We start from the raw sequence: 22,719 nt of genomic DNA on the forward strand, positions 1-22,719 counted from the left end.
GGGAGATATCGCCATGTCCGACATAAAGTCCGATACCAAGATAATTTTCATCACCGGCGTTTCCTCCGGCTTCGGCCGGGCGCTCGCCGAAGCCGCCCTTGCTGCCGACCACAAGGTCGTCGGCACGCTGCGCAAGGAAGCCGACCGCGCCGCATTCGAAGCGCTGAAGCCGGGCTTCGCCTTCGGCAAACTGCTCGACGTCACCGACACCGCCGCCATTGCGCCCGTCATCGCTGAGGTCGAGAAGGAGATCGGCGCAATCGACGTTCTCGTCAACAATGCCGGCTATGGGCATGAGGGTCTGGTCGAGGAATCGACCATCGACGAGCTGCGCCGTCAGTTCGAGGTCAACGTCTTCGGTCCTGCCGCCGTCATCCAGGCGGTGCTGCCCTATATGCGCAAGCGCCGGGCCGGCCATATCCTTAACATCACCTCGATGGGCGGCCTCATCACGCTACCCGGCATTTCCTTCTATCATGGCAGCAAATTCGCTTTGGAAGGAATTTCCGAAAGCCTCGGCAAAGAGGTCAAGAGTTTCGGCATCCATGTAACTGCCATCGAGCCGGGCGGCTTCCGCACCGATTGGGCCGGCCGCTCGATGGTGCGTGCCGAGCGCTCGATCCCCGATTACGACGAAATCTTCGAACCGCTGCGCCAGCGCCGCCTCGAACGCAGCGGCAAGCAGCCCGGTGACCCGAAGAAGGCGGCACAAGTTATGCTGCAGCTCATTGCATCGGAAAACCCACCGACCCATCTTCTGTTAGGTCGCGACGCCATCAGTCTCGTTCGCGAAAAGCTCGGCCTGCTCAAGACCGAGTTCGACGCCTGGGAACAGGTCTCGGCTTCCACGGATTTCGAATAACGTCAACCAGACTATAGGGACGAAAATCATGACAGATTTAAACGCAGCCAAGTCCGGTCAATTCAAGATCGGCGGCGACCTCACCGTCAATCGCCTCGGTTTCGGCGCTATGCGCATCACCGGTTCCGGCATATGGGGCGAGCCGGCGGACCACGATGAATCCATACGCACCCTGAAGCGCCTACCGGAACTCGGCATAGACTTCATCGATACGGCTGATTCCTATGGCCCTGACGTCTCCGAACGTCTGATCAAGGAAGCGCTCCACCCCTATGGCGACAAGGTAGTCATCGCCACCAAGGGAGGTCTGACCCGCACCGGCCCCGACGTGTGGATTCCTCTGGGCCGCCCGGAATATCTGATTCAGCAGGCGCATAAGAGCCTACGCAATCTCGGTGTCGAACAGATCGATCTCTGGCAGCTTCACCGCATCGACCCCAAGGTGCCTGCCGCCGAACAGTTCGACGCCGTGAAGTCGCTGCTCGATGCCAAGATCATCCGTCATGCGGGCCTCAGCGAAGTGTCGGTCGCCGACATCGAAGCCGCTTCGAAGCGTTTCAAGGTGGCGACGGTCCAGAACCGCTACAATCTCGTCGACCGCACCAGCGAAGACGTGCTCGATTATTGCACAAGGCACAATATCGGCTTCATCCCCTGGTTCCCGCTTGCCGCTGGCGACCTCGCCAAGGAAGGCTCGCTGCTCGACATCATCGCAAAGAAGCATGGCGCTGCTCCGAGCCAGATCGCGCTCGCCTGGGTCCTGAAGCGCAGCCCGGTCATGCTGCCTATCCCCGGCACCGGCAAGGTCAAACATCTAGAAGAGAACACGGCGGCGGTAAATATCACGCTGTCGGATGAAGAGTTTTCGGCGCTGGATGCCGAAGGCAAGAAGGCATTTGCCGCTGCTTGATGGCTGCCTGGACTGAATGAAAGAGCGGCCGCTGACGAAGCGGCCGCTCTTTTTTGATCATATCGACCCGACGTAGAAACTCGCCGCTCCATCGCCGCGAATCAGTGACGGATGAGAGCGATCGCCCGCGCTATTTCAGCGGCGACGATGCCACCAAATTCGGCAGCGCGTGCCGTAAGGTGACGAATCACGACGATGTGAATGTCATGCGTTCCCATTTTACGACTGCAAAATAGGCGGAGAAATGCGAAATTGCACATGATATGCGGCATTTCCGGGCCTTCTGGATAAAAGCTTTGCGTTCGGCGCATTGCTGCATTGCGAAAGCCGGTCTGTTAATGCCTGCCAGACGGTTATATCTACTACCTCGAAGGCAGCGCACCTCCTCCTCCCAGCGCTCCTTCATCGATTGGCAACACTCCTCCTCCTCCCAGTTGCCAATCAGGATCAAGAGCCCGATGCATCCTCCTCCCGCATCGGGCTCTTTTTATTTTCCGGGTTTCTCGGGTTCCCGCCGACGTCTTGACGGCCGCAATCTTTCCAACCCACCGTTGCGCCTTTGCCTCGCTGTTGTGAATTAGCGCCTCGTCACGTTGCAAAGACAGCGAACGCCGCTTGCACCGTTACCTTCCATAGGTATGTTAACGGCGATATTGGAGCTGCGATGAAGAGGGTTGGCGCGATGCAGCGCATGGAAGATGCTGGCCAATGGGGGAAGGCCCTCTTCCGGGCGATCGCCGTCATTGCGGCGCTGTCTCTGACCGCCTGCGGCGGCCGTCCGATCGGCGTCATGCAGCCGGTCGCCGACAATATTCCGGGCACCTCAAAGGTCGATCTGCTAGTCGCCACCACGCGCCTGCCGGATGAGGATCCGGCGATCTTGTTTTCAGGAGAGCGCGGCCCTGGCTTGAAGGTGGATGCGGTCAGCGTCTCTATCCCGCCAGAGGCCAATCGCAAGGTCGGTCAGGTACAATGGCCGAGCCGTCTGCCCGGCAATCCCCTAAAGAATTTCGTCACCACCTCCGTCCAGCCGCTGATGAGTGTGGCCGACAATCAGGCCTGGCTGCGCACGCATCTGCCGAAGAACAAGCGCGTGCTGATTTTCGTGCACGGATTCAACAACCGCTATGAGGATTCGGTCTATCGCTTCGCTCAGATCGTCCATGACTCTCATGCCGATGTCGCGCCGGTCGTTTTCACCTGGCCGTCGCGGGCCAGCATTTTCGACTATGCCTACGACAAGGAAAGCGCCAATTATTCCCGCGACGCGCTGGAAGAACTGCTGCGTCGCGCCTCCTCCAATCCCTCTGTCGGCGATATCACCGTCATGGCCCACTCCATGGGTACCTGGCTCGCTGTCGAGGCCTTGAGGCAGATGGCGATCCGCGACGGCCGTGTCGCGCCGAAGATCAAGAATGTCATCCTCGCGTCTCCCGACCTCGACGTCGATGTCTTCGGCCAGCAATTTAGGGCGCTCGGCAAGGACAGGCCGCATTTCACCCTATTCGTCTCGCGCGATGACCGGGCGCTCTCGCTGTCGCGCCGCATCTCCGGCAATGTCGACCGCCTTGGCCAGATCGACCCGAGCGCCGAGCCCTATCGCAGCGCTCTGGAAAAAGAGGGCATCACCGTGCTCGATCTCACCAAGCTCAAGACCGGCGACAGTCTGAACCACGGCAAATTCGCCGAGAGCCCGGAAGTGGTCAAGCTGATCGGCGACCGGCTGATCGAGGGACAGACCATCACCGATTCCGATGTCGGCATCGGCGAAGCGGTCGGCGCGGTTGCCATCGGTGCGGCGCAGACGGTCGGTAGCGCGGCCAGCGTCGCCGTCAGTGCGCCGATCGCCATCTTCGATCCACGCACCCGCCAGAATTACGGCGAGCAGATCCGCCGCCTTGGCGCATCCGCCGGCAATACCGTCGGCTCTGTCGGCGACAGCGTTGAGACGACCGGCAGCAGCGTCGGCACGGTGATCGGCCAATAGTTATTCTCGCGTATCCACCGGCCATGGATTTGCGCGTGGCCGGTCGTTCTCCAGCAAAAACCTCATAGCCACACCTCCTGATCTGATATATCACGGAATCGCGTCAAATCGAGCTGACGCTCTGCGGGTGGATTTGAGGAATGGACGAAAACAGGCGGGCGGTCGTCGTTGTCGGCGCCGGCATTATTGGCGCGGCGATCGCCTTCGAATTGCAGCGGCGCGGCCGGCAGGTGACGCTCGTGGACAAGGGCGAGCCAGGTGAGGGCGCCTCCTTCGGCAATATGGCGAGCATCGCCCTCGATTTCGCTGCCAGTTCCGGCCCGTCCACTTGGGCGAAAATTCCGGGCTGGCTGCTGGACCCGGAAGGTCCGGTTTGGCTGAGGCCGTCCTATGCGCTGAAGATGCTACCCTGGTTCCTGCGCTTCGTCGCCGCCGGTCGGCCCTCTCGGTTGAGGGAGATCGAAGATGCCGGCATGAGCCTGTCTCGCCACGCTCTCGGCGATTTCAGGACGATGCTCGATGCCATCGGTGCCCTGGACCTGATGACGGAAGAAGGCTGCCTGGCCATCTACGAGACCGAATCGGAGTTTGCCGGCGACCGCGGCCATATCGAGCTGATGCGGCGTTATGGTTTCGAGCACAAGGTTCTCTCCGGCACGGAAATCCGCGGCTATGAACCGGCTCTGTCGCCGAAGATCGCCAAGGCGGTGCTGCTGCCGGATAACAAGTCGATCCGCGATCCCTATCAGCTCGTCCTCAAGCTGGTGGATGCCGCAAAGGCGCTCGGTGTCACCTTCACCTCCGGCGCGGTCCAGACCGCCGAGCGCCAGGCAAATGGCGCGGTCTCGGTGCTTCTCGAAGGCGGGCGTCGGCTGGAGGCCAATGATGTTGTGCTCGCCGCTGGCGTCCATACGCGCTTTATCGCGTCGGTGCTTGGCGAGCCGATCCCGCTCGAGACAGAACGCGGCTATCACACGCAGATTATGAAGCCTGGCATTGCCATGCGCTATTCGATCATCTGGCCGCATCGCGCCTTCATGGTGACCCCAACGGCCGGCGGCATTCGCGTCGGCGGCAATGTCGAATTGGCGGGCCTTGACGCGCCCCCGGATTTTCGCCGCCCGCGCATCCTCGTCCGTCACGCCCAGCGGGCGCTGCCGGGGCTGCAGGTGGAGGATGCCAAGGACTGGATGGGCCATCGCCCGGCGCTGCCCGACACGATCCCGATCATCTCGCCGTCCTCGCGCATTCCCGGCGTCTGGTATGCCACCGGCCACGGCCATCTGGGACTGACCTTTTCGGCAACGACAGCAAGGTTGATGGCCGATATGATGACAGGCGTGACACCCGAGGTCGACATGACCCCGTTCCGTATCAATCGCTATTAGGAGGAAACAGATGTCCGAAACCGAAAAGCCCGTTGCGCTGATCACCGGCGGCGGCCGCGGCATGGGAGAGGCGATCGCTCGCGAACTCTCGGCGAGCGGCTATCGTCTGGCGTTGATGTCGCCCTCGGAAAGCTGCGAGAAGCTCGCCTCTGAGCTCGGCGGTGTCGCTTCGCGCGGCGTCGCCGAAAAAGCCGAGGATATCCAGGCGATCTTCGACCTGACGATGAAGAGCTACGGCCGCATCGACGCCGTGGTCAACCATACCGGCCACCCGCCGAAGGGCGATCTGCTCGATATCTCGGACGAGAGCTGGACGCTTGGTTCCGACATGATGATCCTGTCGCTGGTGCGTATGGCGAGGCTGGTCACGCCGGTCATGCTGAAGCAGGGCAAGGGCGCTTTCGTCAACATTACCACGTTCGCGGCCTACGAACCCTCTTTGATTTTCCCGGTCTCCTGCACCTACCGCGCCGCGGCCGGCGCCTTCACCAAGCTTTATTCGGATCGGTATGCGGCCGATAATATCCGCATGAACTGCATTCTGCCCGGCTACATCGACAGCCTGAATCACAAGCCGGAAACCGCCGACAAGGTGCCGATGAAGCGTATTGGCCTGATGAGCGAGATCGCCAAGACCGCGGCCTTCCTGCTTTCCGACGGCGCCGGCTATATCACCGGTCAGAATATCCGCGTCGATGGCGGCATCACCCGTCACGTCTGATTGGAGTTACCGACATGAGATGGAAGCGCACGATCCAGTTGCTCGACGTTCATTGCGAAGGTGAAATCGGCAAGGTCGCGATCGGCGGCGTGCCGAAGATCCCCGGCAATACGATCGCCGAGCAGCTACAATGGTTGAACACCGATCCGAAGGGCGAGGAATTGCGCCGCTTCCTGGTGCTTGAGCCCCGCGGCGCACCGATCGGCTCCGTCAACCTGTTGCTGCCAGCCAAGCATCCCGATGCTGATGCCGGCTTCATCATCCTGCAGCCGGATCAGGCGCATGCGAGCTCCGGCTCCAACTCCATCTGCGTGACGACGGCGTTGCTCGAATCCGGCATCGTCGAGATGAAAGTGCCGGAAACGGTGGTCACGCTCGACACCGCCGCTGGCCTGGTGCGGGCGACCGCCACCTGCCGTGAAGGCCGCTGCGAGAAGGTGCGGCTTACCATGGTTCCGTCCTTTGTGCATGAGCTGGACGTGCAGATCGACACGCCGCATTGGGGCAGGATCAAGCTCGACCTCTGCTATGGCGGCATTTTTTACGCGCTGGTCGACGTCGGTCAGGTCAATCTGACGATCGAGAAGGCCAACGCCGCATCGCTCGTGCAGGCCGGCATGATCCTGAAGGACCTGATCAATCGCGCAATCCCAGTGGTGCATCCGGAAATTCCAGCGATCTCCGGCGTCGCCTATGTCATGTTCCGGGATGTCGATGCCGATGGCGCGGTCCGCACCTGCACGACCATGTGGCCCGGCCGCGCCGACCGTTCGCCCTGCGGCACCGGCAGTTCCGCCAACCTCGCCACGCTGCATGCCCGCGGCAAGGCCAAGGTCGGCGATATCTTCAAATCCCGCTCGATCATCGGCTCGGAATTCGAGGTCGGCTTGCAAGCGGTCACGGAAGTTGCCGGCAAACCTGCCATCATCCCCACCATCACCGGCCGCGGCTTCACCTTCGGTCTCAGCCAGGTGGCGCTCGATCCCTTCGATCCAATGGCGAACGGTTTTGCCATGACGGACGTCTGGGGGCCGTCGGCGGGGGATATCAAGGGATAATATATCTGGATATCCGGTGATCCGAAGCGATCCGCTTTGGATCACCTCACGCGACCAGATCGCCCACAAGCGCGCCCACTGGAATATGCCAGGCACGGCTAATCTTCTTGATCTGATCGAGGTTGATTTCCCGACGGCCGTTCAGGAGGTCGGCAACCCTGGCCTTTGAGCCAATGATTTCGACGAGATCCGCGCGGGTGTAGTTGTTTGTCATCATTACGGATTTGATCACATCGACCGGCGAGGCGCGTGGGATTGGATAATGCTTTGCCTCGTATTCTTCGATAAACAGCACGAGCGCATCGAAATGTGCGGCTTCAGGAGTATCGGCTTCAGGTTCATTTTCGAAATATGGCCGTACCGCCTTCAGCGCGGCTTCATATTCCTCTTCAGTCTGCAAGGTGCGAAGGGCACCGAGATCCATCATAGCGGCCTCCCTTACAATTTTGCCACGTCCATGGCGTCATATTCAGCATGTGTTCCAACGAACAGGATAAACACGCGCTTTGTGCGAAATCCGACAAGACCAACGATCCGATACTTATTGCCGCCCACATCGAAGACGATTTTGCCATTCGTCACATAGTCGGCGGAATTGAATGTCGCCTTCAACTCGGAGAAGTTGTTCCAGTCGGCGTCCGATGTCGTCGTATGCCAATCTGCCATTGCCGCCTCTGCGGTCGCTTGCTGCCCTTTCGGAAGCCGCGCGCAAAATTTGATCAGTGCGGATTTGGCAATGACTCGCATTGTTCATCTATAGAGTGTTCCCAAAATGGAAACAAGAGTAGTTTCCATTTTGGGAATCATGACTATAGCCGAGTTTAGCGGGGATAGATCACACCCTTGCGCAGAATGATGTTCCCATAAAGCCGCGGCTCACTGGTCTGCACAAGCGCATGCGCCTGCTTCACCCGCTCGTAGAATTCCGCCGGCAGCAGCGGCACGACCTTGATGTCGGGAACATGCCGCGCGCAAACGTCGACCATTTCCACATGCACGGGATCGAGGGCATCGCGGTCCTGCTTGACCGTCGCGCGGAAAATCGCCTGCGGTACGAAATCGTCGATCGGCAGCACGCTGAGCACGGCATCGAGCACCCGGACGACGCCGTGGCCATCGAGGCGGATCAGGCGGCGGGCATGTTCGAGACCCGGATAATTGCCGTCGACGAGGGCGATTTCATCGCCGTGTCCCATAGCGCGCAGCGTCGCCAGGAGGTCGGGGCTCAACAGCGGGTCAATGCCCTTCAACATGGTCTATCTCCTTGAAAAGTATGTTTTGGTCGATGAGATAGCGCGCGAAAATCGGCAGGCTGGCGCCGCCGATGGCACGCGCCTGCGGCCCCACTGCGCCTTCGATAATTTCCGGCATGACGACGCCTTGCAGGTCGAGGTCCGAGGCCGCTTTGATGGTGGCGCGCACGACCCGTTCGCGCACCCAGTCGGGAAAGCCGCCGTCGATGATGGCAGCGCTGAAATCGATAATGGATGCGGCGGCGACGATCGCCTGCGCCAGCGCCTTGGCGGTGTCCTGGATCCAGGTCTCCAGCGGCTCGCCGAAGTCGATCCAGTTGTCCGCCGAATACCAGAGCGGCCTCGGATCGAAGCCGCGATCCCTTAGCAGGTTTTCGAGCACGAAGATCGAGGCGATGTCGAGCAACTGCCGAGTTTCGCCATTGCGCCCTCGCACAGGCAGGGGGCCGAGCGCACCCGCCGTTCCGGTCCGCCCCACGAAAATCGAGGAGTTCAGAACGATGCCGCCGCCGAGGAAGGAACCGATGAAAAGATAGACGAAATCCGGATAGCGCGGGCCGACGCCGAAGACGAGTTCGGCGCCGCAGGCGCTGGTGGCGTCGTTCTGCAGATAGACGAGATAGGGCACGCGGGCGGCGACCTCCGCCTGCAGGTCGAACCCGCGCCAGGCCTCCATCGCTCCATCGGGTGCACCTACTTCTTCCGCCCAGTTCCAGAGTTCGAAGGGGGCAGCGATGCCGACTCCGGCAAGCCGGCGACGCTCCTCGCTGCTGAGGCGCGCTTCAAGTTCCGCAATGCCTGACGTGACGAAGGACATAATGTCCTGCGGCAGTGGGTAAGGGTAGATCTGGTGAAGCTGCATTCGTATGTGGCCGACGAAATCCATCAGCACGAGATCGGCGCTGCGCCTGCCGATCTTGACGCCGAAGGAGAGCACTGCATCCGGATTGAGCCGCATCGGAATGGAAGGTTGCCCCACGCGCCCGCGCACGGGATCACCGCGCGACAGCAGCCCGTCTTTCTCCAGTGCCCGCATAATGACGGAGACCGTCTGCGCCGACAGCCCGCTGCGCCGCGCAATCTCCGCCTTCGACAGCGCGCCGTGACGGCGCACCAGCGACAACACCAGCCGTTCGTTATGCGCGCGCACGCGCACCTGGTTCGCGCCCCCGCTGGGGTCGAGAATCGAGGGTGATGTCGGTGTATCCGCCGGGTCTTGTAGGGGAGACATTGGCCCGCTCCTTCCATCATGGCCATGCCGCATTTTTCAGCAACATGCCACATCCAATTAATAATTCAATCCGATTTATTTATTGACAGGACGAAATCTTTAGGTTCAGATGTGGGCGTTGGAGGACGTGCCATGGCCTTGGAGGCGGCCAATCTGGAAGAAATCTAAGCAGGCATGGTGCGTCTCGATCCGGACTCCGAGCGAGCCGGGGCAACCGGAAAAGTTCCGGTCTATTCAAATTTTGGGAGGATTGAATGAAGAAATCAGTTGTTTCCGCAGCATTCGCCGCTCTGGCGATCGGTGTCGTCTTTGCCGCGCCGGCCAACGCTGCCAACGTTTCCGCCTGCCTTATCACCAAGACGGACACGAACCCCTTCTTCGTTAAGATGAAGGAAGGTGCTACCGCCAAGGCCAAGGAACTCGGCGTGACGCTGAAGTCCTATGCCGGCAAGATCGATGGTGACAGCGAAAGCCAGGTCGCTGCGGTCGAAAGCTGCATCGCCGAAGGCGCCAAGGGCATTCTGATTGCCGCTTCCGATACCAAGGGCATCGTCCCGACGGTCAAGAAGGCGCGTGACGCGGGCCTCCTGGTCATCGCGCTCGACACGCCGCTGGATCCGGCTGACGCTGCCGACGCGACTTTCGCCACCGACAATCTTCTCGCCGGCAAGCTGATTGGCGAGTGGGCCAACAAGACCCTCGGCGCTAAGGCCAAGGACGCCAAGATCGGCTTCCTCGACCTGACGCCGTCGCAGCCGACCGTCGACGTCCTGCGCGACCAGGGCTTCATGATTGGCTTCGGCATCGACCCGAAGGACCCGAACAAGATCGGCGACGAGAATGATCCGCGTATCGTCGGTCATGACGTCACCAACGGCAACGAAGAAGGCGGCCGCAAGGCCATGGAAAACCTTCTGCAGAAGGACTCCAGCATCAACGTCATCCACACGATCAACGAGCCGGCCGCTATCGGTGCCTATCAGGCGCTGAAGGCCGTTGGCCTGGAAAAGCAGGTCCTGATCGTCTCGGTTGACGGCGGTTGCCCGGGCGTCAAGTCGGTCAAGGATGGCGTGATCGGTGCGACTTCGCAGCAGTATCCGCTGATGATGGCCGCCCTCGGCGTCGAAGCGATCAAGAAGTTCGCCGACACCGGCGAGAAGCCGAAGCCGACCCCAGGCAAGTCCTTCTTCGACACCGGCGTTTCGCTGGTGACGGACAAGCCGGTTACCGGCCTGAAATCCATCGACACCAAGGAAGGCACCGCGAAGTGCTGGGGCTAAACCCCGTCCTGGGTTTGGCATGATCCTGTCCGAAGGCCGTATTCACATCCACTGATGCGGCTCTTCGGATTGGGGCTATGCCTTCGTCATACCAACGCCGGCCGGGCTTGAGCTTCGGCCGGTTTCAACACCCGGCGGTTTCCGCGTAGTTCGGCGCGGTTGCGGAGGAAAACAATGACCGGAGCACAGGAATTCGAGCGTGTTCTCGACGGCAGCGACAAGAACGTTGCCTCGTTCGAGCACCAGGATGTCACACTTCTCAAACGCACACAGCATTTCTTGCATTCGACGCCGGCCGCGGTGCCATTGATCGTATTGGTGGTGGCAATCATCGTCTTCGGCATTGCCATCGGCGGGCGTTTCTTCTCCGCCTACACGCTGACGCTTGTCCTGCAGCAGATCGCTATCGTTGGCATTCTCGGCGCGGCCCAGACGCTGGTCATCCTGACCGCCGGCATCGATCTTTCGATCGGCGTGATCATGGTCATTTCCGCTGTCATCATGGGCAACTGCGCCATAACCTATGGCATGCCGACGCCGATTGCCGTTCTTGCCGGCATGCTCGCGGGCGGCGTCTGTGGGTTGCTCAACGGTTTCCTCGTCGCCACCATGAAGCTGCCGCCGTTCATCGTGACGCTCGGCACCTGGAACATCGTCATGGCGACGAATTTCATCTATTCCGCCAATGAGACCATTCGCGACACCGATGTCGACGAACAGGCGCCGCTCCTGCATTTCTTCGCCATCAGCTTCCGCCTTGGCGGCGCGGTGCTGACGCTCGGCGTCATCGCCATGGTGCTGCTCGTAGTCGGCCTATGGTATGTGCTCAATCACACGGCTTGGGGCCGACATGTCTATGCTGTCGGCGACGATCCGGAAGCGGCAAAATTGTCCGGTATCCAGACCAAGAAGGTGCTGCTTGCCGTCTATGGTGTTTCGGGACTGATCGCGGCGTTTGCCGCTTGGGTCTCGATCGGCCGCAACGGTTCGATCTCGCCATCCTCGGCCGTGACGGATTTCAATCTTCAGGCAATTACCGCAACCGTGATCGGCGGCATCTCGCTCTTCGGTGGCCGCGGTTCGATCCTCGGCACGCTGTTCGGCGCGATGATCGTCGGCGTGGTGTCCATGGGCCTCAACATGCTCGGAGCCGACCCGCAGTGGAAGGTTCTTCTGACTGGCGTGCTGATCATCGGCGCCGTCGCGATCGATCAATGGATCAGAAAGGTGTCGGCATGACCACGACTGGCGAACCCCTTCTCACAGCCCGCGGCCTCATCAAGCGTTATGGACGCGTGACCGCCCTCGACAATGCCGATTTCGACCTCTATCCCGGCGAAATCCTTGCCGTTATCGGCGATAACGGCGCCGGCAAATCCTCGCTGATCAAGGCGATTTCCGGCGCGACCACGCCCGATGAAGGCGAGATCAGGCTGGAGGGGAAACCCGTCCATTTCCGATCGCCGATGGAAGCACGCGAGGCCGGCATCGAGACGGTGTACCAGAACCTGGCGCTGTCGCCGGCGCTCTCGATCGCGGACAATATGTTCCTCGGCCGCGAGATCCGGAAGCCCGGCATCCTTGGCTCTTGGTTCCGCATGCTGGACCGACCGGCGATGGAAAAGCGCGCCCGCGACAAGCTCACCGAGCTCGGCCTGATGACGATCCAGAACATCAACCAGGCGGTGGAAACGCTCTCGGGCGGCCAGCGCCAGGGTGTGGCAGTGGCACGCGCCGCTGCCTTCGGTTCCAAGGTCGTCATCATGGACGAGCCGACGGCCGCCCTTGGCGTCAAGGAAAGCCGCAAGGTGCTGGAGCTCATTCTGGACGTGCGTGCCCGCGGCTTGCCGATCGTGTTGATCTCGCACAATATGCCGCATGTCTTCGAGGTGGCGGATCGCATCCATATCCATCGCCTCGGGCGTCGTCTGACCGTGATCAATCCCAAGGAATATTCCATGTCGGATGCCGTTGCCTTCATGACCGGCGCCAAGGCGCCGCCGGCAGAGACAGTCGCCGCATGAGTTCCGTGCTTGAGGGAATCGCCGACGAGATCATCGGGCGCGCCGCTGGCGCAAAACGGTTTCTCGTCGCGATTGCCGGCCCGCCCGGCGCCGGCAAATCGACGCTGGCGGACAATGTGGCCAAGGCGCTCAAAGCCAAGGGTGAGAGCGCCGAGGTCCTGCCGATGGACGGCTTCCACATGGACAATGCCGTCCTGATCGAAAAGGGCCTGCTGAAGCGCAAGGGCGTGCCCGAAAGCTTCGACGTCCGCGCCTTTCTCGATATCGTCAGAGCGGTGCGAGCGGCCGATCAGGAGGTGCTGGTGCCGGTCTTTGATCGCTCGCGCGAGATCGCCATCGCGTCGGCCCGCATCGTCTCCCCCGATCACCGTTTCATCGTCATCGAGGGTAACTACCTGCTCTTCAGCCAGGGCAAATGGGCGGAGCTGGAAGGTATGTTCGATTATTCGATCATGCTGGCGCCGCCGATCGAGGTCTTGGAGCAACGGCTCTGGGAGCGCTGGAGGGGCTATGACCTCGACGACGAGGCCGCCGGTGCCAAGGTCTACGGCAACGACCTGCCGAACGGCCGGCTGATCCTCGAGAACCGCCGTCCGGCCGATTTTACCATCGATATCGTGCAGGGCTGAACTCCGCTGTCATTTACACGTCATCGCTGATTGTTTTGCGGTGGCTTATGGTGCTATCGAAAGCGCGACAAATTGAGACCATTCAGAGGTTCGCGCCATGCAAAAGCTCACCATCCGCCGCCCTGACGATTGGCATCTGCATCTGCGGGATGGCGCCGTGCTGGAAGGCGTGATCGGCGATACCTCGAGGCATTTCGCCCGCGCCATCATCATGCCGAACCTGGTGCCGCCGGTTGTCACCACGGCGGATGCGGCTGCCTATCGTGAGCGCATTCTGAAGGCATTGCCGGCAGGCGACCGCTTCCAGCCGCTGATGACGCTTTATCTCACCGAGCACACCGATCCCGACGATGTCGAGGAAGGCAAGAAAAGCGGCCTCATTACCGCCGTCAAACTTTATCCCGCCGGTGCGACGACCAACTCCCATGGCGGCGTTCGGAATATGGACAAGGCCATGCCGGTGCTGGAGCGCATGGCCAAGATCGGCCTGCCGCTCTGCGTGCATGGCGAGGTGACGTCGCCGGATGTGGATATTTTCGACCGCGAGGCGGTTTTCATCGAAACCGTGCTTGATCCCTTGCGTCAGCGCCTGCCGGAACTGAAAGTCACCATGGAGCATGTGACGACATCTGATGGCATCGACTACATCAAGTCGGCAAAGACCAATCTCGCCGGCTCGATCACCACGCATCACCTGATCATCAACCGCAACGCCATCCTCGTCGGCGGCATCCGGCCGCATTATTACTGCCTGCCGGTCGCCAAGCGCGAAAGCCACCGCCTGGCGCTGCGCGCGGCGGCCACGAGCGGCGACGCTAAATTCTTCCTCGGCACCGATTCCGCCCCGCATGTCGATCCGCTGAAGGAATGCGCCTGTGGCTGCGCCGGCATCTATACGTCGCTCAACACCATGAGCTGCCTGGCGCATGTCTTCGAACAAGAAGGCGCGCTCGACAAGCTCGAGGCCTTCGCTTCGCTGAACGGTCCCGCCTGGTATGGGCTTGCGGCGAACGAGGATCGCATTACCCTGATCCGCCGCGCGGAATCGGTTGCCTTTCCCGACAGGATCGAAACTGGAGCCGGCCCCATTACCGTCTTCGATCCGATGTTCCCCTTGCACTGGGATGTCGAGGGCTGAGAAAATAACTCTGCGCGCCGATGAAAATATTTTGTTCGAAAACTGCTTTCGTAATATCGAAGGCATATTTCATTGAAATACATGATCTTTATCGGATCCCGTAACCAATTTGATACCCCTTGAGGGGTAGCGTTATGCCGATCCCTAACGGTGCGGAATGAAACCGTCGAAGGAAGAGCATGGAGCTTGATTATAATTCTCTTCTGCTGGCCCTTGGCGTTTCCGCCTCCTGTCTTGCGGTGACGCTGGGTGGAAGCTGGTTTTCCCGTCGGCCGGAGACATTCCTGCTGACCTGTTCTGCCGGTCTTGTACCAATCGTCGTCGGGATTTTCACCTATGGTGCTTATGTCGACCAGCCGCGACCGACGCTCGCCATTATTACCTTCGTGCTGTTTTTCATCGGCTTTTCGGTCATCTGGGCGGCGGGATATCAGTTCCGCACGCGCCGGTTTTCCAAGGCCCGCGCTCTGTTGGGAAGCCTGACCGGTATTGCCGCTTCCGTGCCGGCCATGCTCGCCGGTTATGATGGCCTCGCTTTCATGTGCGACAATATCGTCGTCGCAGTGCTCCTCCTGCTAACGGCGCGCGAATATTGGCTCAGTCGTCAGGAGGCGCCGACGCCGCTCTATGGCATCACCGCGCTTTACACATTGACTGCCATTTCCTTCGCGCTGTGTGCGGGGGTTCTGATCTGGGACGGCAAACTCGTGCTTGGCCATGCGCCGGACAATTGGGCCGAAGATGTCAGCCTTGCCATCTGCATTGCCGGCATGACCGGCATCGGCGCCCTGTCGCTGGCGCTACACCAATGGCGTCAGGCGGCGCATCATCGTCAGCAGGCCATCACCGATCCGCTGACCGGCCTGCTCAACCGGCGGGCTCTGTTCGATCTCTATGGCCACCGCTCTTTCGGCCCTTCCATGGCGGTGATCGTCTTCGACATCGATCGCTTCAAGTCCGTCAACGATCAGTACGGCCATGCCACCGGCGACATAGTTCTCAAGCTTTTTGCCAAGGAATTGTCGGCCGTACTGCGGGCCTCCGACACGGTGGCCCGTCTTGGCGGCGAAGAATTCGCGCTTGTCCTCGACAATGCCTTGCCGGGCCGGGCCGAGCAGATCGCCGAACGGGTGCGCGATGCTTTTGCGGCCCGCGAGTTCACCGTGGACGGCAAGTCTTTCGCCTGCACGGTCAGCGCCGGCATTGCGCTCGGCACCCCCGAGGGCATGGGCTTCGACAGCGTCCTCAGCGCCGCCGACAAGGCGCTTTATGCCGCCAAGCGCAATGGCCGCAACCGCGTCGAGGTTACGGCCTATCTGCACGCCGTCTCACCGGATGTTTCCCGCACGGCGTCGTGATAATCTGCTAAAAGAGAGCCCGGACGAAAGCGCAGGCGGCGAGCAGCGACGCCACCGTGCGCACATGGTTCCATCTCGTCCAATCGGTGAGATAGGTGCTCCATAGCTGAGCTGCTTCCGCCGTACGGCCATCGAGCTTATCCAAAGCGTCATTCAAAGGAACGTTGAATACCATGGTCGAAAGAAGGCTGGCGACGAGGTAGAGCGCCGCGCCGGCAATCATTAGGATGCTGATGCCGCCCCGCCAATACACGATGGCCAGGACCGCTATGAGCACCGAGAGCGCCGCCGTCAACAGGAACAATACGATAAAGGGTAAACGCACAATCGTCGTATTGATCGATTGCATGGCGGCGACGCCCTGATCGACGGTAAGGCGGGCGAAGGCCTGCATAATGAATGTCGAGAAGGCAAAGTAGACGCCGGCGAGAAGGCCACTGCCGAGCGCAGCAGCAATGAGAGCGATGTTCGTGATCGGGTAGGTCATGATTGGACACTCCAGATGCCGCTTGCGGCGGTTTCACTCGCATAGTCGGAAAAATCCCTGGGCGGCCTGCCGAGTACCTGTCGGACGACACGGCCGCCGGTTTTTCCCAATCCGCCAAAGATAGCGATCGTCGATATCTGCATGTTGGACCTCCTATCGTTCAAAATGTGATAAATTCTCTCATTTGCAAAATGTGATAAACTCTCTTATATCGTCTGTCAAGAATGACGGGCGAGCGGTGGCATGACGCAGGAACCGATTGTGAAACGCAGGCGCAGCAAGGAAGAGGCGGGGACACCGCGCCGAATCCCCAGCCAGCAGCGCGGCCGCGAGCGTGTCGAGCGGATCTTATCGGTTGCGATGGAGCTGATCGAAAAGAACGGCAGCGACGCATTGCGTATGGGCGAGATCGTCGAAAAGGCCGGAGTCTCCTTCGGTTCGCTTTATCAATATTTCCCCGATAAGACCGCCATCATCCGCGTGCTGGCCGAACGCTTCAACGAACAGGGGCGGCAATGTGTGGAGATCGAACTGGCGCGCGTGCAAAGCACCGCCGATCTTCAGGGCGCGCTTGGCAGCATCGTCGACGGTTACTACGCGATGTTCCGCGATGAGCCGGTCATGCGGGATATCTGGCATGCGACCCAGGCGGACAAGCTTCTGCAGGAGATCGATGCCGAGGATATGGAATGGCATTCCCAGGCTTTTCTGGCCGTCCTTCATCGTCTCTGGCCGGCGCGTGATTCCGAGGAGCTGGCTCGGATTGCGCGACTGACCATGCAATTGGTCGCCGCCGCCGTGCGCTATGCGATTTCGCTCGAGAAGGAGGAGGGCGACAGGGCGATCGCCCTGTTTAAGGCAATGCTGCCCGCTGATATCGGTGCTGTTTCGGAGAAGCCGCCGCAATCGATGCAATAGCCTCTGGAAGAGGCGCGCAGAGGACCGATCCGTCTGGAAACCTCGGCCACTTGCTGCTATTGCCGCAGGAATGTCTTAAATAGCGAAGGAGGCCTGCATGACCACCCAGATGACATTTTCCGATCGCGCCGTCATGGCCGAACTGGTGGCGAAGATGCTTTGGGAGATTAAGGCGGTGCATTTCAGCGCCGAGAAGCCTTATAAGTTGGCTTCCGGCATGGCGAGCCCGGTCTATATCGATTGCCGTAAGCTGATTTCCTACCCGCGCATTCGTTCGACAGTGATGGATTTCGCCGCCAGCATCGTCATGCGCGACGCCGGTTTCGAGCAGTTCGATTGCGTTGCCGGCGGCGAGACGGCGGGCATTCCCTTCGCCGCCTTCCTCGCCGAGCGTCTCGACCTGCCGATGATCTATGTCCGCAAGCAGCCGAAGGGCCATGGCCGCAATGCGCAGATCGAGGGCCATATGCCCGAAGGTGCCCGCGTACTGGTCATCGAGGATCTGACGACGGCGGGCGGCAGCATGTTCACCTTCATCGACGCCATCCGCGCCGCCGGCGGCATAGTCGACCACGGCATGGCGCTGTTTTACTACGGCATTTTCCCGGAAGCCGAGGAGCGGTTCGCCAACCGCAAGGTTCGGCTTCACCATATCGCCACCTGGCGTGACGCGCTCGCCGTCGCCAAGGCGCAAAAGCTGTTCGACGAAAAAACGCTCGAGGAAGTTGAAGCTTTTCTCGACGCTCCGCTCGCCTGGTCCGGCCGCAACGGCGGCGTATCGGAACTGGCAACAAAGTGACGCTTTGCTTTTGCCGCAAAGTTATCTAATCGATTTACGGAACTAGACGACAGACGTGCGCTCGAGGAGGCCGGAATGATATTGTGCTGTGGCGAAGCTTTGATCGACATGCTGCCGCGAGATACGACGCTGGGTGAAAAGGCCTTTGCGCCCTATGCCGGCGGTGCGATCTTCAACACTGCGATTGCGCTTGGCCGCCTGGGCGTGCCGACCGGTTTCTTCACCGGCATTGCCGACGACATGATGGGCGATATCCTGCGCGAGACGCTCTCGGCGGCCAAGGTGGATTACAGCTATTGCGCCATCGCTCCCCGTCCGAGCACGATCGCTTTCGTCAAGCTCGTCAATGGTCAGGCGACCTATGCCTTCTACGACGAAGGTTCCGCCGGCCGCATGATCACCGAGGCCGATCTCCCGACCTTGGGGGACGACTGCGAAGCCCTGCATTTCGGCGCCATCAGCCTAATCCCCAACCCTTGCGGCGCGACCTATGAAGCGCTGATGAAGCGCGAGCACCAAAGCCGCGTCATTTCGCTCGATCCGAACATCCGGCCCGGTTTCATCAAGGACAAGGCCGCGCATATGGGCCGTATCAGCCGCATGGCCGCCATGTCCGATATCCTGAAATTCTCGGACGAGGACCTGGAATGGTTCGGCATCCCCGGAAACCATGACGAGCTTGCTGCTCACTGGCTGAACCAGGGCGCCAAGCTGATCGTCGTTACCAAGGGCGCCGAGGGCGCGACAGGGTACACGAAGTCGTTGAAGGTTACGGTCCCGAGCGAACGCGTCACCGTGGTCGATACCGTGGGGGCCGGCGATACGTTCGACGCCGGCATCCTGGCATCGCTGAAGATGAATGATCTGCTGACCAAGGCGCAGGTCGCTTCGCTGGATGAGAAGGCGCTGCGGGACGCGCTGGCGCTTGGTGCCAAGGCGGCTGCTGTTACGGTTTCCAGGGCAGGGGCAAATCCGCCTTGGGCGAGTGAGATTGGGCTGTAAGGGGTCCTATCCCGCCCCTGGCGGGCGGGATAACCATCGCGATTGCCGCGTAAGTCTATCACCAACAAAAAAGCCCCGCCTGACGCAGCAGACGGGGCCATCTTGTTTTGGTCGAAGAGACTTACTTCGCCCGGCTTGCCAGCGCAGCCACCAGGCCCTGTGTCGACGAATCATGGCCGGCAGCGCTTTCCTTGCCTTCGATGACCGGCAGCAGGCCGGTTGCCAGCTCCTTGCCAAGCTCGACGCCCCACTGGTCGAAGGAGTTGATGCGGAACAGAACGCCTTCGACAAAAACGCGGTGTTCATAGAGAGCGATCAGGCGGCCGAGCGCATAAGGCGTTAGCTTGTCGTAGACAAAGGTGATCGACGGACGGTTGCCGGTGAAGACGCGATGCGGCGCGATGAAATCGGCCTTCTTGTCGTCCATGCCCTTGGCGGTGAGCTGGGCCTTGGCTTCCGCGAAGGTGCGGCCCTTCATCAGGGCTTCCGACTGTGCCACGCAGTTTGCCATCAGCAACTGATGCTGGTGACGCAGATCCGGTTCGAAGGCATTGGCGGCAATCATGAATTCGGCCGGGATGATGCTCGTGCCCTGGTGGATGAGCTGGTAGAAGGCATGCTGGCCGTTGGTGCCCGGCTCGCCCCAGACGACGGGACCGGAATTGCCCTCGACCGGCGTGCCGTCGATGGTGACCCCCTTGCCGTTCGATTCCATGTCGAGCTGCTGCAGATAGGCCGGGAAGCGCGACAGGCGCTGGTCATAGGGCAGGATGGCGCGGGTCGTGTAACCCAGCACGTTGCGATGGTAGAAGCCGATGAGGCCAAGCAGCATCGGCAGGTTTTCCTTGAAGGGCGCCTTGCGAAAATGGTTGTCCATCGCATGCGCGCCGTCGAGAAACTTGCCGAAGTTCTCCGGACCGACGGCGATCATCAGCGGCAGGCCGATGGCTGACCAGATCGAGTAGCGGCCGCCAACCCAATCCCAGAAGCCGAAGACGCGTTCGCTGTCGATGCCGAAGGCGGCAACCTTGTCGAGCGCGGTCGAAACGGCGGCGAAGTGATGCTGAACGGCTGCTTCGCCAAGCGCCTTGGCGATGAAGTTGCGCGCCGTCTGGGCGTTCGTCATCGTCTCGATGGTGGTGAAGGTCTTGGACGCAATGATGAACAGCGTCGTTTCCGGCGAAACGAGCTTCAGGATGTCGGCGATATGGGCGCCGTCGATGTTGGAGACGAAATGCGCGCGCGGGCCGTCATGGAAGGGAGCTAGTGCCAAGGTCGCCATGACCGGACCGAGGTCGGAGCCGCCGATGCCGATATTGATGACGTCAGTGATCGCCTTGCCGGTCGCGCCCTTTAGCGTGCCAGAGCGGATGCCGTCGGCAAATTTGCCCATGGCCGCCAAGACGCCGTTGACGTCGGGCATCACATCCTTGCCGTCGACGAGAACAGGCGTGTTGGAGCGATTGCGCAGCGCGGTGTGCAGAACAGCTCGGTTTTCGGTGAAGTTGATGGCAGCGCCCGAGAACATTTCGTCGCGCTTGGCTGCGATGCCGCCTTCGGTTGCGAGCTTCTCGAGAAGCGCGAAGATCTCGTCGTTCACCGCGGTCTTGGAATAGTCCATCAGCAGGTCGTCAAGCGAGGTGCTGAAGCGGGAGAAACGTTGGGCGTCGGCGGCGAAGGCGGCGCGGATATCGGTGGCCTTGGTGGCAGCTGCGGTGCTCTTCAGTTGTTCGACGAGGGCGTTCATGGAGGGGCTCCTTGCGGTTCGCGCCGCTGGCCGTCTGGCGAGGGCGGGGGCACTCTGAGTTAGTCGCGGAAACTATTCGCTTTGTGAGGGGTAAATCAAGTTCGCGCGCAGGTAAAAGCGAAAAAAGCCGCCCGCGGATGGAGGCAGGCGGCTTCCCGATTGGCAGGGAATAATGACACCGAATTATGTCAGTCGCGCAATTCCTTGCGCAAGATTTTACCGACATTCGATTTCGGCAGTTCGCTGCGGAATTCGATGAAGCGCGGCCGCTTGTAATTGGTGAGGTTTGCGATGCAATGCGCCTTGACATCGGCCTCGGTCAACGCCTGGTCCTTCTTGACGATGAAAAGCTTGACGGCTTCGCCTGAATGTTCGTCCGGCACGCCGATTGCCGCGGCTTCGAGAATGCCGGGATGCATGACGGCAACTTCTTCGATCTCGTTCGGATAGACGTTGAAGCCCGAAACCAGGATCATATCCTTCTTGCGGTCGACGATCTTGGTATAGCCGCGCTCGTTCATGAAGCCCATGTCGCCGCTGCGGAAGAAGCCGTCCGATGTCATCACGCGCGCGGTTTCGGCCGGCTGTTTCCAATAGCCCGCCATGACCTGCGGCCCGCGGATGCAGATCTCGCCGACCTCACCGAGCGGCAGCGATTTGCCGTTCTCGTCGCGAATGTCGAAATCAGTTCCGGTGATCGGCAGGCCGATCGTGCCGCTGAATTCCGGACTGTCGAAACGATTGGCGCTTGCGACCGGCGAGGTCTCGGAAAGACCGTAGCCCTCGGTGATCCAGGCCCCCGTCATCTTCTGCCAGCGCTCGGCGACCGGCCGCTGCACCGCCATGCCGCCGGCGAGCGTTGCTGTGCTGGACAGATCGAGCTTGGCGAATTCGGGATTGTTCATTAGCGCGTTGAACAGCGTGTTGAGGCCTGGGAACATGTCGAACTTGTATTTGCCCAGCTCCTTGATGAAGGCGGGTATGTCGCGCGGATTGGCGATCAGCACATTATGGCCGCCGAGCGACATGCCCATCAGCGAATTCACCGTGAGTGCGAAGATGTGATAGAGCGGCAAGGCGCAGACGAAGGTGAGCTGCTCGGGGCGCGGCTTGTTGATGTAGGCGGACTGCAGCCAGAGCAGCAATTGCTGCTGGTTGGCGAGCAGGTTGGAATGCGTCAGGATCGCGCCCTTGGCAACGCCGGTCGTGCCACCGGTATATTGCAGGAAGGCGATGTCGCTTCTGGTGACCTCGGATGGCTTCAACGGCAGTCGCGCCCCTTCGGAGAGCACGCCCTTGAAGCTGCGATGGCCGGGGATGGACCATGCCGGTACCAGTTTCTTCACCTTGCGAACGATGAAGTTGACGATGTGGCCCTTGATGCCGAGCATGTCGCCAAGTGCGGTGACCACGACATGGCGCACATCCGTATGCGCCAGGACCTGCTCCACCGTATGGGCGAAGTTTTCAAGCACGAAGATCGCCCTGGCGCCGCAATCGCGAAGCTGGTGTTCCAGTTCGCGCGGCGTGTAAAGCGGATTGACGTTGACGACGACAAGACCGGCACGAAGTATGCCGTAAACGGTGATCGGGTTTTGCAGCACGTTCGGCATCATGACGGCGACGCGGTCGCCCTTCTGAAGGCCGAGGCTTTGCAGCCATGCGGCGATCTTGCGCGTTTGCGTATCGAGATCGCGATAGGTGATCGATTTGCCCATGCTGGTGAAGGCGAGCTTGTCGCCATAGCGCGCGCAGCTTTCCTCCAGCAATTCAACGAGCGATGCATGCTCCAGCGGCGGCAGTTCGGCCGGCACGATATCCGGGTAAGATGCGAGCCAAATCTTTTTGACCAGCGGTCTATCCGAAGGAGCGGAAACTGAATTCATGCGTACTTCCTCCTTGACGCATCATCACGCCCCGCCTTCGG

Annotated in this window: 23 protein-coding genes; 15 read left to right on the top strand and 8 right to left on the bottom strand. The window is 60.6% G+C overall.

Annotated features, from left to right (window positions below; translation table 11 throughout):
* Nucleotides 1-13: 13 nt before the first annotated feature.
* The 6 genes from QA648_RS00550 (at nt 14) to QA648_RS00575 (ending at nt 6,926) form a co-directional block, all read left to right on the top strand.
* Entirely contained in the window at nt 14-862 is an 849-nt protein-coding gene (locus tag QA648_RS00550; protein ID WP_283048941.1) for an oxidoreductase, read from the top strand.
* A 28-nt stretch (nt 863-890) separates the two neighbouring features.
* On the top strand, nt 891-1,772 hold the full coding sequence (locus QA648_RS00555) for an aldo/keto reductase (protein ID WP_283048943.1): 882 nt from the start codon (nt 891-893) through the stop codon (nt 1,770-1,772).
* A gap of 682 nt (nt 1,773-2,454) precedes the next feature.
* Entirely contained in the window at nt 2,455-3,759 is a 1,305-nt protein-coding gene (locus QA648_RS00560) for an alpha/beta hydrolase (RefSeq protein WP_104824969.1), read from the top strand.
* A gap of 140 nt (nt 3,760-3,899) precedes the next feature.
* Complete coding sequence (locus QA648_RS00565) at nt 3,900-5,147, top strand: FAD-dependent oxidoreductase (protein ID WP_283048945.1); 1,248 nt, start codon at nt 3,900-3,902, stop codon at nt 5,145-5,147.
* Nucleotides 5,148-5,157: 10 nt separating this feature from the next.
* Nucleotides 5,158-5,868 (top strand): SDR family oxidoreductase, encoded by a 711-nt coding sequence (locus QA648_RS00570; RefSeq protein WP_104821888.1) that lies wholly within the window; start codon nt 5,158-5,160, stop codon nt 5,866-5,868.
* A 14-nt stretch (nt 5,869-5,882) separates the two neighbouring features.
* On the top strand, nt 5,883-6,926 hold the full coding sequence (locus QA648_RS00575; RefSeq protein WP_283048948.1) for a 4-hydroxyproline epimerase: 1,044 nt from the start codon (nt 5,883-5,885) through the stop codon (nt 6,924-6,926).
* A gap of 46 nt (nt 6,927-6,972) precedes the next feature.
* Here QA648_RS00575 and QA648_RS00580 read toward each other — a convergent pair whose 3' ends face one another.
* The 4 genes from QA648_RS00580 to QA648_RS00595 all read right to left on the bottom strand — a co-directional run bounded on the left by QA648_RS00580 (nt 6,973) and on the right by QA648_RS00595 (nt 9,410).
* Nucleotides 6,973-7,350, bottom strand: coding sequence for a transcriptional regulator (locus QA648_RS00580; protein WP_245463920.1), 378 nt, complete (start codon nt 7,348-7,350; stop codon nt 6,973-6,975).
* Between the two features lie 14 nt (nt 7,351-7,364).
* Nucleotides 7,365-7,592, bottom strand: coding sequence for a type II toxin-antitoxin system HigB family toxin (locus QA648_RS00585; RefSeq protein ID WP_283048950.1), 228 nt, complete (start codon nt 7,590-7,592; stop codon nt 7,365-7,367).
* 155 nt (nt 7,593-7,747) lie between these two features.
* Nucleotides 7,748-8,179 (bottom strand): RbsD/FucU family protein, encoded by a 432-nt coding sequence (locus QA648_RS00590; RefSeq protein ID WP_283048952.1) that lies wholly within the window; start codon nt 8,177-8,179, stop codon nt 7,748-7,750.
* Complete coding sequence (locus QA648_RS00595; protein ID WP_104821893.1) at nt 8,163-9,410, bottom strand: ROK family transcriptional regulator; 1,248 nt, start codon at nt 9,408-9,410, stop codon at nt 8,163-8,165. Before QA648_RS00595 ends, QA648_RS00590 begins: the two co-directional genes overlap by 17 nt.
* 254 nt (nt 9,411-9,664) lie before the next feature.
* Here QA648_RS00595 and QA648_RS00600 point away from each other — a divergent pair, with 254 nt between their 5' ends.
* The 6 genes from QA648_RS00600 to QA648_RS00625 all read left to right on the top strand — a co-directional run bounded on the left by QA648_RS00600 (nt 9,665) and on the right by QA648_RS00625 (nt 15,839).
* Nucleotides 9,665-10,690 carry a sugar ABC transporter substrate-binding protein gene (locus QA648_RS00600; RefSeq protein WP_104821894.1) on the top strand — a complete coding sequence of 342 codons (1,026 nt, stop codon included), beginning with the start codon at nt 9,665-9,667 and terminating at the stop codon, nt 10,688-10,690.
* Between the two features lie 174 nt (nt 10,691-10,864).
* Nucleotides 10,865-11,929 carry an ABC transporter permease gene (locus tag QA648_RS00605; protein WP_283048955.1) on the top strand — a complete coding sequence of 355 codons (1,065 nt, stop codon included), beginning with the start codon at nt 10,865-10,867 and terminating at the stop codon, nt 11,927-11,929.
* Complete coding sequence (locus tag QA648_RS00610; protein WP_199773513.1) at nt 11,905-12,714, top strand: ATP-binding cassette domain-containing protein; 810 nt, start codon at nt 11,905-11,907, stop codon at nt 12,712-12,714. The genes QA648_RS00605 and QA648_RS00610 overlap by 25 nt, the downstream gene beginning before the upstream one ends.
* Complete coding sequence (locus QA648_RS00615; protein WP_283048958.1) at nt 12,711-13,343, top strand: nucleoside triphosphate hydrolase; 633 nt, start codon at nt 12,711-12,713, stop codon at nt 13,341-13,343. The genes QA648_RS00610 and QA648_RS00615 overlap by 4 nt, the downstream gene beginning before the upstream one ends.
* Nucleotides 13,344-13,440: 97 nt before the next feature.
* On the top strand, nt 13,441-14,481 hold the full coding sequence (pyrC, locus tag QA648_RS00620) for a dihydroorotase (RefSeq protein ID WP_283048961.1): 1,041 nt from the start codon (nt 13,441-13,443) through the stop codon (nt 14,479-14,481).
* A gap of 179 nt (nt 14,482-14,660) precedes the next feature.
* A complete protein-coding gene (locus QA648_RS00625; RefSeq protein WP_283048963.1) occupies nt 14,661-15,839 on the top strand; it encodes a GGDEF domain-containing protein in 1,179 nt (392 codons plus the stop codon).
* Nucleotides 15,840-15,846: 7 nt separating this feature from the next.
* Here QA648_RS00625 and QA648_RS00630 read toward each other — a convergent pair whose 3' ends face one another.
* A complete protein-coding gene (locus QA648_RS00630) occupies nt 15,847-16,326 on the bottom strand; it encodes an anthrone oxygenase family protein (protein WP_283048965.1) in 480 nt (159 codons plus the stop codon).
* A complete protein-coding gene (locus QA648_RS00635; RefSeq protein WP_283048967.1) occupies nt 16,323-16,469 on the bottom strand; it encodes a hypothetical protein in 147 nt (48 codons plus the stop codon). Before QA648_RS00635 ends, QA648_RS00630 begins: the two co-directional genes overlap by 4 nt.
* A gap of 100 nt (nt 16,470-16,569) precedes the next feature.
* Here QA648_RS00635 and QA648_RS00640 point away from each other — a divergent pair, with 100 nt between their 5' ends.
* From QA648_RS00640 to QA648_RS00650, 3 genes are all read left to right on the top strand, one after another.
* On the top strand, nt 16,570-17,244 hold the full coding sequence (locus tag QA648_RS00640; protein ID WP_283048969.1) for a TetR family transcriptional regulator: 675 nt from the start codon (nt 16,570-16,572) through the stop codon (nt 17,242-17,244).
* Nucleotides 17,245-17,341: 97 nt separating this feature from the next.
* Entirely contained in the window at nt 17,342-18,043 is a 702-nt protein-coding gene (locus tag QA648_RS00645; RefSeq protein ID WP_283048971.1) for an orotate phosphoribosyltransferase, read from the top strand.
* A gap of 75 nt (nt 18,044-18,118) precedes the next feature.
* Nucleotides 18,119-19,045, top strand: coding sequence for a carbohydrate kinase (locus QA648_RS00650; protein WP_104821902.1), 927 nt, complete (start codon nt 18,119-18,121; stop codon nt 19,043-19,045).
* 121 nt (nt 19,046-19,166) lie between these two features.
* Here QA648_RS00650 and pgi read toward each other — a convergent pair whose 3' ends face one another.
* Both pgi and QA648_RS00660 read right to left on the bottom strand, forming a co-directional pair.
* Nucleotides 19,167-20,792, bottom strand: coding sequence for a glucose-6-phosphate isomerase (gene pgi / locus QA648_RS00655; protein ID WP_283048974.1), 1,626 nt, complete (start codon nt 20,790-20,792; stop codon nt 19,167-19,169).
* Nucleotides 20,793-20,980: 188 nt separating this feature from the next.
* Nucleotides 20,981-22,678: a long-chain fatty acid--CoA ligase gene (locus QA648_RS00660; protein WP_283048976.1), complete on the bottom strand. Its 1,698-nt coding sequence runs from the start codon at nt 22,676-22,678 to the stop codon at nt 20,981-20,983.
* Nucleotides 22,679-22,719: the final 41 nt, after the last annotated feature.

This window comes from Rhizobium sp. CB3171, from assembly GCF_029714265.1.
Taxonomy (GTDB): Bacteria; Pseudomonadota; Alphaproteobacteria; order Rhizobiales; family Rhizobiaceae; genus Rhizobium.